Raw genomic sequence first — 13,254 nt, 5'->3', positions numbered from 1 at the left:
CCGACGCGGCATCGCGTTTTGCACTGCAACCGTTCGCACCCTGTCAGGCGCGTCGATCCGCGATTCCGACTGGGTCTTATGGGGGCGCGCGCCTATGCGGCCTGGGGATCTTGCATCCCGGGCCGCCGGTCCGGCACCCGCCGGGCGCAGGGGTGGTGCGCTCGGTCTGCGGCATCCCGGAGCAGGGCTGGGGGCTCCGGGATGCGTCTGAGCGATGCGCCGTGAAGATGCGCCGGGAGGCGTCCGGCCCGCATCAGCGGGTCGGCATCGCGGTAGCGGTGACGACACGGGTGGTGGTCTGAGCCGCCGGGACGAGGCGCGGCGTGGTCGCCAGTTCGGTCGCGGGACGGGTGGTCGAGATCACCCGGGCCTGCTCCCGGTAGAGCGGCGGCGTCAGGTTGATGGCCTCATCGGCCAGGGCTGAACCGATCATCGGGATGGAGGCCAGGGCGGCCAGGATCAAGGAACGCGTGGTCATGGTGGGATACCTCTTGCTGTCCGGGTCCGAAGCCCGTTGTCGAGGCACTATCTACGCTGCACTGCGTCATGATCCAAACAGATAGGATCGATAATAGAAATCGATATGATCAATGACGCAAGCGACCCGAATGTAGGGCGTGACCGGTGCCGGCTGATGCGAACCGCCGATCGCCATGCTAGGCGTATCTGGCAGTCGAGCTTGCACGGATACTGATCCTCGAACCGGGACGTCACATGCTGGGCTGGTTTCGTGCGTTGATGCCGAAGGAAGACCGGTTCTTCGACCTGTTCGAGCGCCATGCCGCCACCCTGGTCGGCGGCGCGGCCGCGCTCCGGGCCCTGCTCGATGGCACCCAGGACGTCCCGGTGGCCTGCCAGGCGATCGCCGACCACGAGGATGCCGCCGACACGATCACCCGGGACGCCCTGCTGGCCGTGCGGCGGACCTTCATCACCCCGTTCGACCGGGGCGACATCCAGGCCCTTGTCGGCTCCCTTGACGACGCCATCGACCAGATGCTCAAGACCGCCAAGACGGTGCAGCTGTTCGAGGTCACCGCCTTCGAGCCGTCAATGCGCGAGATGGGCGCGGTGATCCAGGAGGCCGCCGCCGCGACCGCCGAGGCGATGCCGAAGCTGCGGGCGCTGGGCGAGAACGCGACCGTCCTGAACACTCTGACCGAGCGGGTGATCCAGCTCGAAGGCCGGGCCGACGACCTGCACAATGCCGGGCTCAAGGCCCTGTTCAAGGCTTCCCGGCAGGATCCCATGGCCTTCGTGGTCGGGTCCGAGCTGTACGACCACCTGGAGAAGGTCATGGACCGGTTCGAGGATGTCGCGAACCAGATCAGCAGCATCGTGGTCGAGCATGTCTGAGCCGGCCGCGTGCCCCTCCTGATCGTCCTCATCGCCGTCGCCCTGCTCTTCGATTTCTTGAACGGGCTGCACGACGCCGCAAACTCGATCGCCACCATCGTGTCGACCCGGGTGCTCGCGCCCCGCTACGCCGTCATCTGGGCGGCGTTCTTCAACTTCGTGGCGTTCCTGATCTTCGGCCTGCACGTGGCCGGCACGGTCGGGTCGGGCATCGTCGATGTCGACATGGTGACCGACCGGGTGATCCTGGGGGCCCTGGGCGGCGCGATCAGCTGGAACCTGATCACGTGGTACGCCGGAATCCCATCCTCGAGCTCGCACGCGCTGATCGGCGGCCTGCTCGGGGCCGGCATCGCCAAGGCGGGCCTCGGCGCGATCGTCTGGCCCGGCGTGATCGCGACCAGCGCCGCCATCGTGCTCTCGCCCGCCCTGGGCTTCGGCCTCGGGCTGCTGCTGATGCTGGCGGTATCGTGGATCTTCGTGCGCTCGACCCCTCACGCGGTGGACCGGCTGTTCCGGGGGATGCAGTTCGTCTCGGCCTCGCTCTACTCGCTCGGCCATGGCGGCAACGACGCGCAGAAGACCATGGGCATCATCGCGGTGCTGCTCTACGCCCACGGGGAGGAGGGCGGTGCGTTCCACGTGCCGCTCTGGGTGGTGCTGTCCTGCCAGACCGCCATGGCGCTCGGCACGCTGCTCGGCGGCTGGCGCATCGTCCACACGATGGGCTCGAAGATCACCCGGCTGTCGCCCATGCAGGGCTTCTGCGCCGAGACCGGTGGGGCCGTCACCCTGTTTGCCGCCACCGCGTTCGGGATCCCGGTCTCCACCACTCACACGATCACCGGGGCGATCGTCGGAGTCGGTGCGGCCAGGCGGGTTTCGGCGGTGCGCTGGAACATCGCCCAGGGCATCGTGATCGCCTGGGTGGTCACGATGCCCGCGGCGGCGCTGGTCGCGGCATTGATCTACGGCGTCTCCGGCCTGGTGCTGCCGTGACCGGCCAGGAAAAATATGCGTCGCGCGCACGAAACCGAATTTAAGAGGCTTAATATAGCAACATGCGTAGGATTGAGCTATAAATCTTACTATTACGCCATACAGGGTGCTGCTTGTTGCTTATCGCGGCCCTCTTATGCGCAGCAGGAATTCTGGAAGGATGGCTCTATCGGGCCCCGGCTGTCGTGGCGAGTTCGGTGCTGATCGCCCTGATATGCCTGCCCCTCTGGGCACTGACGTCCACGATCGATGCCGTGAAGGTCCTGGTGCTGCTCGCCTATCTGGCGGCCCACCAGTCCGGCTACCTGATCGGAGCGTTTGTCGGCGCGAGCCGTCACGACGATCGCTGAACCCGGTCACCAGGTCCAGATCACGCGGCCGGAATAGGCGTAGATCACGACCCACATCCCGACCGACACCGCCAGCCACGAGACCACCAGGGGCAGGGGCGGCCGCTTCGTCTCTTCCCGGCGCAGCCGCGCGAATGTGTCTCTCACCATCAACCTCCCGGACGCGCCTTGTGGTTGAAGACGCGAACGGAGGCGATTCGACAAAAGTTTCAGGACGGCGCCGCGCACCGTCGCAAACTACGGGTTTCCGAGGCCGAGGTTCGGCGCATCGTCGTGTTCCGAAAGCCGGCGGCCACCTTTCGGAACGATGCTCTAGCGCCCGAACTGCACCGGAACGCTGAGGTCGGCGACCCCGTCCTCGGCCAGCAGCTCGACCGGGGGCGCCCTGAACGGGCTCGCCCCCTGCACCGCCCGGAGCGCCCGACGGTCGAGCCCGCGGGAGCCCGAACTACGCTCGATCTCGGCCTGACGCACCGAACCGTCGGCGGCGATCTCGATCCGCACCAACACGGTGCCGGCTGCCCGGCGGGTGTTCGCGTGCCGATCAGCGCGATCGACCGCGTCGATCCGGGTGACGAGGCCGGACAGCCAGGTGCGCACCGCCGGCGAGACCCCCATCCGCGCCGCCGCCGGCCAGGGCAGCAGCAGAACGCCGAGGAGCGCGGCGGTCCCGTAAGTCAACACGCGTGACGACATGCTGGAACAACGATCCTGTGCCTGATGGTAGCCCGGCTATCCTCACGCCGAAGGGTTTACCGGCCGTGACCCCGGCCCCGGTGTCCGGGGGCAAAGCCTGCGGTGCCGCGGGGCCCGAGCAACCGTCAGGACGGCCGGTCTTTGCGATCTCGATCCGTTGCGGATCGTCAGCCGGCCGGATGGAAACCTTGATCCATGATGTGAAACCCACCTACCGTGACGCTTATGAGGGTCGATTATCCGGTTTCGACGCAGACCAGCGCCGCCGGCATCGTCCCGGTTCCGGGACACAGGCGCGGCACCCCTTGAACCGTCCCCGCCGATGGGTCCAAAGGCTCCGGCGACGCCGCAGACAACACACGTGATCCAGGAGAAAGCCTCAGATGACCCGATTGGCGGAGCTGCAGAACGACCCCGCGTTCCAGCAGGCCGTGCTCGCCGTGCGCGGAGCGGCCAGTACGCTGAGCGGTCGGGCGGTCACCGCCGAGGAAGCCAGCTTTCTGGTCGGTATCGCGTTGGCCACCTTCGCCAATGCCGGTGGCCTGAACGAGCCGAGCCTTAGCCGTCTCGGACGGTTCTCGGACACGCTCGGACAGAACGAGACCCTCGACAGCCTGACGAAGCACTGAGGCGATCGGGCGCCGGTTCGGTTCGGCGTCCGGCATCGCTGCTGGTCCTGCGGGAGACGCAGAGACTCCGATGCCCCCGATGGGACGATGCGGCACTTCGAGATAGCCGTCCGACGACGCTCTCGTGGGCCTCCGGCTACAAGAACCCCATCCGCCGGGCCAGCATCACCGCGAAGGCGAGGCACGCCGCGAGGCTGACCACCAGCATCGCGACATTCGTCCAGAACCGGACCGGCCGACTCGAGCCCTCGATCCCGCTGGCGCGCAGCCTGACCCAGGGCACATAGAGGAACAGCGCAACCACGGTCAGGACCATGAACGCGAAGGTGGCGATCCGGCCCGCCAGCAGCGCGGCCCCGGCCAGGACGACCCAGCCGAGGACGATACCCAGCATCGTGAAGAGGGCCGTCGTGTTCAATCCTGCATCATCCCCAAACGGATGGAACGGCGCGCCATCCTAGGCGCCACGGGAAGCCGACAGGCTCGACGACGCCTTTCCGGCGATCCTTCAAGCAAACCCGAGGATTGGCGCAGCGAGAGCCCGCTGTACCCTTGAAACGATCAGTCAGTCAGGAGAAATTCTGGTGCTGCGAGACAGGATTGAACTGTCGACCTCTTCATTACCAATGAAGTGCTCTACCACTGAGCTACCGCAGCAAGCGCCGTGGCGACCCCGCTTGGGGGCGTGTCCGTCCGGCTGAGAGGGGCAATAACGGATCATCGCCGGCTTGGCAACGGTGGGTTACGCGTCCGTCGCCTTAACTTGCCGGCATGTGGCGCGAATGATCGCCGCGAGGCCCGGTTCGGACACGGCCTCGGCGGCCTCGGCAGGCGTGAACCAGCGCAACTCGCGCTGATTCGCCTCCGGGAAGTTCTTGAGCTGTTTGCGAACCTTGAGCGGGAAAACCTTGACCTGGCACAGGACCGCGTCGAGGTTCTTCAGGCGCTTCTGGTAGACGTAGTAGCCGAGTGGCCGCTTGCCGACATCGCCGCGCAGGCCGGCTTCCTCGTAGGCTTCGCGCGCCGCTGCTTCGAACGGCTTGCGGCCCTTCATCGGCCACCCCTTCGGGATGACCCAGCGCCGGCTTTCCCGGGAGGTCACCAGGAGGATCCGGTTCTCACCGTCGCGCCCCTGCTGAAACGGCAGAACGCCCACCTGCCGGCGCGGTTCGGCCGTGTCCTCGATCGCGGCCGTCACGACAGGACCGGCCGGGTCGGAACCCGCGTTGCGCCCCGCCGGATCGGCGACGCGACAGGGAGATGAAGCGGAGGGCAGATTGTCTGATCCTCGGTCGGCGCGGGCGTGCATCAGCAACAGGGTACGCATTATCAACAACTGACGTCAACGTAAGCGCGCGACCGAGGGAAAAGTTCAGTACAAGACTGATATCTCCCACTCTTCTCTCGTTATCCGGCTAAGGCCGGACCAGCCGATCCGTCATGCCGTCCGCCGCGCGGCCCGCTCGCCCGAGGCCGGGACCGCCGCAGAGGCCATGCCGGCGGAAACCGCGTCGGCCCCCGGACCAGCCGGCGGGCTGGCGGCGGGGATGATGGTTGGAAGCGGGGCGGGCGACATCGGTTCGGCCGGGACGAGGACGGGCTTCGGCAGGTCGGGCTCCTCCGGCTCCACCGCGGGCTCGGAGGGTGCCAACGTGTTCGGCGGCTCGCGCCACGCGAACGCGTCGAGGCGGCCGCTGACCGGCGAGACCGGTGCCCAGGTGTCGGACGCGATGCCGTCGGCGATCCAGACAGGGTCGCGCGGCGCCCGGGCCGCCCGGGACAGCCACTCGCGGGCCTGACCGGACGCCGCGCCGTGCTCGGCCTCCTCGATCGCCGCCATCATCAGGCTGGAGCGGACGGTCGGGCGGTCGGCGAGCAGCGGCTTCAGGGCCTCCCGAGCCCGGCCGTATTCGCGCGCGTCGAGGGACGCCTGCGCCACGGCGAGGCGGGATTCCGGATCCCAGGACGTGAGTTTGGCCAGGGTCTCGGCCCGGGCTAGGCGGTCGCGGACCGAATCACCGGGGCGCAGGCCGAGATAGACCTTGGCGAGGTCGGGGTGCGGATTGGTCTTCCAGGCCGTCTCGACGACCTTGGCGGCCTTGCGCAGGTCGCCCCGGCGCGAGAGCAGGCGCCCCGCGATGCAGGCTGCCGGTACCAGGTCGGGGGCGAGCTTGACCGCCTGCAGGGCGCGCTCGGCGGCGAGTTCCGGCTCACCGGCCTCGCGCTCGCCGGCGATCGCCGTCAGGAGCACGGCCCGCTGGCGCCGGGCGGTCGGCTTGTCGATCAGCCCCAGGGAGGAGCGCCGCTCGATGGTCTCGAGAGCGGAGCCCCAGTCGCCGTCGGCGGATTGCGCCTCCAGCATCGCCTCGTTGGCCCAGGTCACGCTGGGAGCGAGGCGGGCCGCCTCCACCGCGTAGGCGCGGGCGGCGGTCTCGTCCTCGCGGCGGCGCGCCTCGACGAACAGGCCGCGCAGGCCGAGCACCCGGGTCTCGGGGTCGTCGACCATGCGCTGGAAGGCGCTCTCGGCGGCGTCGCGGTCGCCGGAGATCTGTGCCGCCTGGGCCTTGAGCAGGAGGGTCAGCGGCTCGGGGCCGAGCAGCCGCTCGGCATCCCCGGCGTAGCGGCGGGCGGCGAGCGGGTCGCCCGAGCCCACCGCCACCATCCCGCGCGAGAGGGCGGAGAAGCCCTTCGCCCGGCGGCGTTCCGCCGAACCGCGCACCAGCGCCTCGGGTAGGCCGATCACGCCGCGCACGATCGCCCAGAGCAGGCCCAGGACGATGGCCGCGGCGATCACGCCGACCAGGGCGACCGCGAGGCTGGTGCCGATCTGGTAGCCGTTCCAGACGACGGTGACGGTGCCGGGCCGGTCGGCGATCCAGACCGCCCCGAAGGCGGCGAGTGCGAGCAGGGCCAGGAAGGCGAGGGCGCGCCACATGGGGTCAGTGTCTCCTGTCGACGGCCGCCGGGCGGCCACCGCTGGGTGCGGGAGAGGCGGGGCGCCTGGGCGCCCGACCGGAGAAGATGCAGCCGCGCGAGGCGCGGATCGACGCCGTCACTGCCTAGCGGCCTGGCGCCGCCGGGGCGGCACCGGAGGCCGCATCCGTAGGCAGGGCCTTGAAGACACCGGCGAGCAGGGCCCGTACGGACTCCTCGGCGGCGGCCCGGGCCTTGAGCTTGGCGGCGAAATCGCCGGCCTGGTCGCGCATCTCGGGCGGCAGGGCCGCGAAGGCCGCGGACGCCGCCGGCAGGTCGCCGCGGTCCAGCGCCGCCTGGACCTTGGCCTCGGGTTCGTCGGACGCCTCCGGCGTGGTGGCGGGCGCATCGACCTTGCGCACCTGCACGAGGCCGTCGGCCATGCTCAGGAGCTTGGTGCGGAAATCGCCGGTCTCGGCGGCGCTCCGGGCCAGCTGCGACCGGCGCTTGGCGGCGACTTGCTCGGCGACCGGCCGGAACGCGTTGGCGAGTTGAGCCGTGGTCGGCGCGCCGGTCTCGGCGAACGGCGCGAGCGCCGTGGCCTGGGCTTCCGCACCCGGATCCAGCTTGCGCAGCGTCGCGAGCGGCTCCGCGTAGGGCATGCCGGCCGCGAGCGCCGAGGCGACGCGATCGGCCACCACCACCCGCAGCGCCGCCTGAACGGTGGAGATTTCGGCCCGCTGGGACACGCTCTTGTCGAGCGCGGCGATCTTGTCGGCCTGCTCCTGCAGGCGGCGGTCGACCGCCTTCGCGGCCTCGGCGGCCTGGGTCTGACCCGCCTCCGCGGCGGTGCGGCTCGCCTGCGTGGCCGCCTGAACCGCCTCGGTGGCGGCCTTCACGCGGGCGTCGAGGGCCTGCTGCAGGCTGTCGAGGCGCTGGCCCAGGGCGGCGTCGGCCGTGGCATTGGCCTTGGCCCGCTGCTCGACCTCGCCCTGCAGGGCGGCGATCGTCTCCGACGCCTCGGCCGCGGCCCCCTTGTCGGGCTGATCCGCCTCGAGCGCCTTCACGCGCGCATCGAGATCGGCGACCTGCTTGGGATCGGCCGCCTGGGCCGCGCCGAGCTTGGCATCGCCCCCCTGATCCCGGCCGGGCTCCTCCTGGAGCGCGGCGACCCGCTGATCGAGGCTGTCGAGGCGCGCGGCGAAATCGGCTGGCACCGCCGCATTCGTCCCGGGCGCCTGCCCGTCCGTCGCAGCGCCGCCGGGGGCCGGGGACTTCTCCAGAGCCTGCCGGGCCGCGGCCTCTGCGGCGGCGACACGCTTGTCGAGGTCGGCGACGGCATCGCGCGGGGCGAGCCCGTCCACCCGCTTGTCGAGGGAGGCGACCTGGCCGGACAGGGACGGATCGGAGGCGTTCGGCCGCACAGTGCCGAAGCCGGCGCGCTCCGCGCCGAACAGCGCACCCGCGCCGATCAGGCCGCCGATGAGGCCGGCCGCCGCCAGGGAGCCGAACCCGGCCCGGGCCCGCCCGGCCGGCGGGGTCACGGGGTTCAGGGCCGTCGTCCCGGAGCCCTTCGGGGGCTCCTTCGCGGCAACCTTTGCAGTGTCCTTGGCAGTTTCCTTGCCAGTTTCCTTCGCAGCGTCCTTCGACCCGTCCCTGGGCGCATCCTTCGGGGCGTCCTTGCCGGGCTGCGGCGGATCGGGAATGCGCTTGGCCTTCAGGTCCAGGATCGGCCCGGCCGTGACCGCAGCGGCCGCGGCACCGGTCGCCGCAGCACCGGGCCGGGGACCACCGCCATTCTGCGCGCCCGCACCCGGCTGGCCAGCCTTGGTGGGATCCGGCTTGGTGGGATCGGGCTTAACCGCCTCGGGCTTGCCGGGTTCGACCTTGCCGGCTTCGGGCTTGCCGGGTTCGGGCTTGCCGGGCTCGAGTTTGCTAGGTTCGGATTTCGGCCCGGCGATGCCGGACGCCAGCTTGGCCTCGGAGCCCGAAGAGGCCGTGGCGCCCGGCTGGGTCGCGGCAGGCTTGCTCTCGCCGGGACGATCCGTTCCAGCGGCGGACGGCTTGGCGCCGTCGCCAAGTAGTTTGCCGGCTTCTGGCTTGCCGTCGGCCGCGCCGGTGCTGCCCGGCTTGACGGTCAAGACCGGTTCGGTCGCCGGCTTGGGCGGAGTGGCCGCCGGAGATCCAGTGCCGGGTGCACCCGGCTGATTCGGTGCGACCGGCACGGGCTTGGCGCCCCCCACCGCGGGGGCGGGCGACTTCGCACCGGGCCGGGATTCGGTCCGGCCCGGATCGGGTTGCGCAGGGGTGGACGGAGCGCCGCCCGGCTTCGGACCGCCGGCTCCGGGCTTGTCGGCGTCGCTGGGTGGTGGCGTCACGGGCAAGTCCTCCAACTCTTCGGCGTCGCCGCGCCCCCGTAGCACCGCGGCGGCACCGGGCGCGAGGGCGAGATACGGCGGCTCTGTCCCGCTGTCACCGCGCGCCGTCGCCGAAGCGTGGCGCGAGGGCATCGAGCAGATCCGTTTCCCGCGGCCGTGCCGCAACGAAATGGACCGCGATGCCGGCGGCTTCCAGGGGGAACGCGACATCAACAGACAGGCAGTAATGCCTCAAGCGGCGGAAAGCTCCGCCGTGTCCCGATCCATCCGCGAGCGCGAGCGCGGCGGCCGCACTGCGGCGGGAGTAATGCAGCGCGGCATCGAGCGCCCCGGCGGCGAGTGCGTCGCCCACGGCAGCAGGCAGGGTCGGGACCAGATCCGCCGTGTAGGCCTCGACGATCACGATCGTGAATCCGGCGGCCGTCAGGGTCGCTTCGGGCTCGGGCTTGCGGGCGGTCCCGGTGGCGTGGAGCAGGCACGCCCCGGCCGGCAACACCTCGGCCACGAGGGCGGCGAGCCCAGCCGCGTCACCCGTCCCTCCCGAACAGGCCCGAGCCCCGCCGCGCGCACACGCTCGGCGGTCCGGGGGCCGACCGCGAAGACCGGCAGCCCGCGCAGGCTTTGCGTGTCCCGGAGGGCCGGCACCGCGTGGGCGCTGGTGAACAGAAGCGCGTCGAACGAACCGGCGGGCGGTTCCGCGCCGGTCGGCCCGATCGCCAGCACCGATGCCACGAGGGGGGCGTGCCCGCGCGCGGCCAGGGCCGCGCCGGTGCGGGTGGCCCCCGGCTCGGGTCGGGCGACCCAGACGCGCAACCGCTAGGTTTCCAGGGTCAGGCGGACGCCGTGACGAGCCTCGTCACCCGGTGGCAGCACGCGTTGCGCGTCGCGCTCCTGAAGCGGGCCGGAGAAATCCGCCCAGTCGGCGTAGCCGGTCCAGCACTCGAGCGACAGGAACGGCGCGGTCGGCTTCGTCCAGACGGCGAGGTGCGGGAAATCCTCCATCTCCATGCGGATCGCCTTGACCGCCCCCTGGCCGGGTCCGGTGAAGCGCATCCATCGGCTCTGCGCATTCCGGAACACGAAGGCTTCGGTGAAGATCGCCGGGTCGAGGGGCAGGGTATCGCCGGCCAGCGGGATCGGCTGCTCGTCGCGCAACAGCAGCCCGCCGGGGCCGACCTGCGGGGCGAACGGGCGCTCGGGCCGCTCGAACGCCACCGCGTAGCCGCCGTCCCGGGCCCGCTCGCCACCCGCGAAGGGCCACGGGAAGGCCGGGTGGAACCCGAGCGCGTAGGGCAGGGGAACGTCGCCCGTGTTGACCACGGTGACGGTGAGGTCGAGCCCGGACGGCTTCACCCGGGCCGCGATGTCGAGGCGGAAGGCGAACGGGTAATGCACCCGGGTCTTTGGCCCGTCGGTCAGCCGAAGCGTCACCGCGTCGGCGCCGCGATCGACGACCGTGAACGGCAGGTCCCGGGCGAAACCGTGCTGCGCCATCGGGTAGCGCGCGGCCCCGACCGTCACCTGGCCGCCGGCCGAGGCGCCGACCACGGGGAAGAGCCAGGGAGCGTGCCGGTTCCAATGCGCCGGATCGCCGCTCCACAGGTACTCGGTGCCGCCGACCCGCCAGGAGACCGGCTCGGCCCCGTGGGTGGAGAGCACGGCCGTGGTGCCGTCCGGAGCGGTCAGGTCGATGCGCGTGCTCAAGCGTGCCTCCCGGGCGATCCTCGAACCGGCGAGGTAATGGACGCGGACCGGGACGCAAGGGGAGGGCGCCACCTCACGCCGCATTCCCCAATCCCGGCAGGATCGTCTCCGGTGGCCCGGAGGCCACTATCCGGCCGGCCTCCAGCACGTGGACCGCGTCTGCCCCCTCCAGGGTCGAGAGCCGGTGGGCGATCAGGATCACGGTGCGCCGGCCCGAGAGCGCCCGCAGGGCGCGCATCACGGCCCCTTGCGTCTCGTCGTCCAGCGCGGAGGTCGCCTCGTCGAACACGATCACGTCCGGATCGTGGTAGAGCGCCCGGGCGATGCCGAGGCGCTGGCGCTGGCCGCCGGAGAGCCGCGCGCCGCGCTCGCCGACGCGCGCGGCGTAGCCGGGGGCAGGGCGGCCACGAAATCATGCGCGCCCGCGAGCCGGGCCGCGCGTTCGACGGCGGGCAGATCCGGCGCGTCGAGGCCGAGGGCGATGTTCTCGGCAACGGTGCCGTCCACGAGAAACACGTCCTGCGGGACGTAGCCGATGCGGTTCTGCCAGGCGGGGAGGGCGCTGGCGTCGAGCACGCGCCCGTCCACGGTGATCCGGCCCGTGCCCGGGGTGAGCACCCCCAGCAGCAGGCCGGCCAGGGTCGACTTGCCCGAGCCGGTGCGGCCGGCGAGGCCGATCGTCGTGTTGACCGGGATCGTCAGGTCGATCTCGGCCAGCGCCGGCCGGCCGGTCCCGTAATCGAAGCCGACCCCCTCCAGCCTGATGGCACGGCCGAAGGGCAGGCGCTCGCCGGTGCGTGGGCCGGGGCGGCGCTCGCCGGAGAGTTCATCGACGATCACCCGCACCACCGGGCTGTAGAAGCGCATCAGGGAGACGGATGTGAAAATGTTCTGGAAGGCCGGGAGCATCCGGTAGCCCGCGAAGGCGAACAGGCCGAGCAGCGGCAGGATCCCGGCCACATCCAGCCCCTGGGCCAGGGCGAACAGCACCACCACGATCACCCCGCCGAAGGCCAGGGCCTCGATTACGAAGCGCGGCATCTGGCCGGTGAGCAGGCTCTCGGCGGTGGCGATCGCGTAGGCACGCGCCGGGGCGTCGAACCGGCCCGCGAAGGCCTCCGCCCGGCCGTAGAGCTTCAATTCCGTGAGCGCGCCGAACGTCTCCTGCACGATCCGGAACCTTGCCTCGTTGTCGGCCACCGAGCGGCCGCCGAGCCGGGCCAGCCGAGCCCGCATGATCAGGTAGATCCCGACATAGAGGCCGCCGAAGCCGCCGCCGAGGATCAGGGCGAGCTGCGGCGCGTAGGCCAACAGGAACGCGATCACCGCGAGCGCCGAGGTCGCCCGCGAGGCCAGCACGGTGGCCGGGGTCAGCACGCCGACCACCAGCCGGTCGGTCTCGGACAGGACGTTCTTGGCAAGCTCGGCGCTGTTGGCCTGGGCGAAGAACAGCCGCTCCCGGTCGAGGTAGCGGAACAGCATCCGCCGGCTGAAGCCGTAGCCGGCCAGATGCGTGAACCGGAGCTGCGCGTAGGTCAGCCCGGCATTGACCACGGCGGTGGTCAGGATCGCCAGCAGCGCCGCCCCGCCGGTGACCAGCAGGAAGCTGCGCGCGTCGGCGAGCCCAAGGGCCTCGCGGGCCTGGGCCAGGTACGGCACGCGGGTCGCCGCCGATGGGTCGCCGACCAGGGTCAGGAACGGGATCACCGAGGCGACGCCGACCACCTCCAGCAGCGCCGCGCCCGCCAGGCCCGCCGCGATCAGGACGAGCCGCCGCCGATCGCGCGCATGCATGATGCGAACGAGATCGATCAAGGCGCGCATGGTTCGGGACGGATCGGCGGGAGGGGTCGCATGGCCGGGCCGGGCTTAGAGGGCCCGGCGCCGGAGGGAAAGGCGGCTGGGCTTCCCGGCCCTGGGTCGAACACCCGCAGACATCGTCCCAAACTCGAAACGCCTGGTTTCCGAATGGCCCGAACCCAGCCCCTCTGGCGGGTTTGAATCGCGTTCTGTGCCGCTCGCCCGACGAGGCTGACCTTAGGCTCAGGCCTTTATGAAGCCGCCCCTGTCATCCCGGGGTCGCGGAGCGGAACCCGGGATCCAGAACCACCGTGGGATCAAGGCTTCGCATCGTCGGCGGCTCTGGATCCCGGGCTCGCCTCCGGCGCCCCGGGACGACCGGGAGGTCGATAGGGCAGCCTCGGTCGTGAGCCGCCCATCCAGGCTGAC

General features: G+C 71.1%; 12 protein-coding genes, 1 tRNA gene and 2 pseudogenes. 4 read left to right on the top strand and 11 right to left on the bottom strand.

Features of this window, described 5'->3' with window-relative positions; translation table 11 throughout:
* Positions 1 to 253: 253 nt before the first annotated feature.
* A complete protein-coding gene (locus FVA80_RS10955) occupies positions 254 to 478 on the bottom strand; it encodes a hypothetical protein (RefSeq protein ID WP_147906991.1) in 225 nt (74 codons plus the stop codon).
* A 236-nt stretch (positions 479 to 714) separates the two neighbouring features.
* Between FVA80_RS10955 and FVA80_RS10950 the strand changes: the two genes are divergently transcribed.
* The 3 genes from FVA80_RS10950 to FVA80_RS31210 all read left to right on the top strand — a co-directional run bounded on the left by FVA80_RS10950 (position 715) and on the right by FVA80_RS31210 (position 2,705).
* Positions 715 to 1,356 (top strand): DUF47 domain-containing protein, encoded by a 642-nt coding sequence (locus FVA80_RS10950; RefSeq protein ID WP_147906992.1) that lies wholly within the window; start codon positions 715 to 717, stop codon positions 1,354 to 1,356.
* 9 nt (positions 1,357 to 1,365) lie between these two features.
* Positions 1,366 to 2,355 carry an inorganic phosphate transporter gene (locus FVA80_RS10945; RefSeq protein ID WP_147906993.1) on the top strand — a complete coding sequence of 330 codons (990 nt, stop codon included), beginning with the start codon at positions 1,366 to 1,368 and terminating at the stop codon, positions 2,353 to 2,355.
* Positions 2,356 to 2,552: 197 nt separating this feature from the next.
* Positions 2,553 to 2,705, top strand: coding sequence for a hypothetical protein (locus FVA80_RS31210; RefSeq protein WP_246692358.1), 153 nt, complete (start codon positions 2,553 to 2,555; stop codon positions 2,703 to 2,705).
* 6 nt (positions 2,706 to 2,711) lie between these two features.
* On the opposite strand, the gene FVA80_RS30475 is transcribed toward FVA80_RS31210, so the two are convergent.
* Positions 2,712 to 2,855: a hypothetical protein gene (locus FVA80_RS30475; RefSeq protein WP_187193646.1), complete on the bottom strand. Its 144-nt coding sequence runs from the start codon at positions 2,853 to 2,855 to the stop codon at positions 2,712 to 2,714.
* 162 nt (positions 2,856 to 3,017) lie between these two features.
* Positions 3,018 to 3,401, bottom strand: coding sequence for an energy transducer TonB (locus FVA80_RS10935; protein WP_147906995.1), 384 nt, complete (start codon positions 3,399 to 3,401; stop codon positions 3,018 to 3,020).
* 383 nt (positions 3,402 to 3,784) lie between these two features.
* Between FVA80_RS10935 and FVA80_RS10930 the strand changes: the two genes are divergently transcribed.
* A complete protein-coding gene (locus FVA80_RS10930) occupies positions 3,785 to 4,030 on the top strand; it encodes a hypothetical protein (RefSeq protein WP_147854703.1) in 246 nt (81 codons plus the stop codon).
* A gap of 136 nt (positions 4,031 to 4,166) precedes the next feature.
* Here FVA80_RS10930 and FVA80_RS10925 read toward each other — a convergent pair whose 3' ends face one another.
* The 8 genes and pseudogenes from FVA80_RS10925 to FVA80_RS10890 all read right to left on the bottom strand — a co-directional run bounded on the left by FVA80_RS10925 (position 4,167) and on the right by FVA80_RS10890 (position 12,849).
* Positions 4,167 to 4,448, bottom strand: coding sequence for a hypothetical protein (locus FVA80_RS10925; protein ID WP_147906996.1), 282 nt, complete (start codon positions 4,446 to 4,448; stop codon positions 4,167 to 4,169).
* 164 nt (positions 4,449 to 4,612) lie between these two features.
* Positions 4,613 to 4,687: transfer RNA gene (locus FVA80_RS10920), tRNA-Thr, on the bottom strand.
* Positions 4,688 to 4,772: 85 nt separating this feature from the next.
* A complete protein-coding gene (locus tag FVA80_RS10915) occupies positions 4,773 to 5,228 on the bottom strand; it encodes an NUDIX hydrolase (protein WP_147906997.1) in 456 nt (151 codons plus the stop codon).
* Between the two features lie 240 nt (positions 5,229 to 5,468).
* Entirely contained in the window at positions 5,469 to 6,965 is a 1,497-nt protein-coding gene (locus tag FVA80_RS10910) for a heme biosynthesis HemY N-terminal domain-containing protein (protein WP_147906998.1), read from the bottom strand.
* 124 nt (positions 6,966 to 7,089) lie between these two features.
* A complete protein-coding gene (locus tag FVA80_RS10905) occupies positions 7,090 to 9,084 on the bottom strand; it encodes a translation initiation factor 2 (RefSeq protein ID WP_246692357.1) in 1,995 nt (664 codons plus the stop codon).
* A gap of 331 nt (positions 9,085 to 9,415) precedes the next feature.
* Positions 9,416 to 10,044 (bottom strand): annotated as a pseudogene (locus tag FVA80_RS10900) (uroporphyrinogen-III synthase).
* A gap of 93 nt (positions 10,045 to 10,137) precedes the next feature.
* The gene (locus FVA80_RS10895) at positions 10,138 to 11,025 is read right to left on the bottom strand and encodes an aldose 1-epimerase family protein (protein ID WP_147907001.1); all 888 of its coding nucleotides are present in this window, start codon (positions 11,023 to 11,025) and stop codon (positions 10,138 to 10,140) included.
* Between the two features lie 73 nt (positions 11,026 to 11,098).
* Positions 11,099 to 12,849, bottom strand: a pseudogene (locus FVA80_RS10890) (ABC transporter ATP-binding protein).
* Between the last annotated feature and the right edge of the window lie 405 nt (positions 12,850 to 13,254).

It is taken from the genome of Methylobacterium sp. WL1 (genome assembly GCF_008000895.1).
Classification (GTDB): domain Bacteria; phylum Pseudomonadota; class Alphaproteobacteria; order Rhizobiales; family Beijerinckiaceae; genus Methylobacterium.
Note: the sequence above shows the minus strand (reverse complement) of the source record. Positions and strands in the feature narration are given on the sequence as shown.

Excerpts from the sequence above, each read along its gene's own strand:
- FVA80_RS10955 (WP_147906991.1), bottom strand. The coding sequence starts at position 478 with ATGACCACGCGTTCCTTGATCCTGGCCGCCCTGGCCTCCATCCCGATG.
- FVA80_RS30475 (WP_187193646.1), bottom strand. The coding sequence starts at position 2,855 with ATGGTGAGAGACACATTCGCGCGGCTGCGCCGGGAAGAGACGAAGCGG.
- FVA80_RS10930 (WP_147854703.1), top strand. The coding sequence starts at position 3,785 with ATGACCCGATTGGCGGAGCTGCAGAACGACCCCGCGTTCCAGCAGGCC.
- FVA80_RS10910 (WP_147906998.1), bottom strand. The coding sequence starts at position 6,965 with ATGTGGCGCGCCCTCGCCTTCCTGGCCCTGCTCGCACTCGCCGCCTTC.
- FVA80_RS10935 (WP_147906995.1), bottom strand. The coding sequence starts at position 3,401 with ATGTCGTCACGCGTGTTGACTTACGGGACCGCCGCGCTCCTCGGCGTT.
- FVA80_RS10950 (WP_147906992.1), top strand. The coding sequence starts at position 715 with ATGCTGGGCTGGTTTCGTGCGTTGATGCCGAAGGAAGACCGGTTCTTC.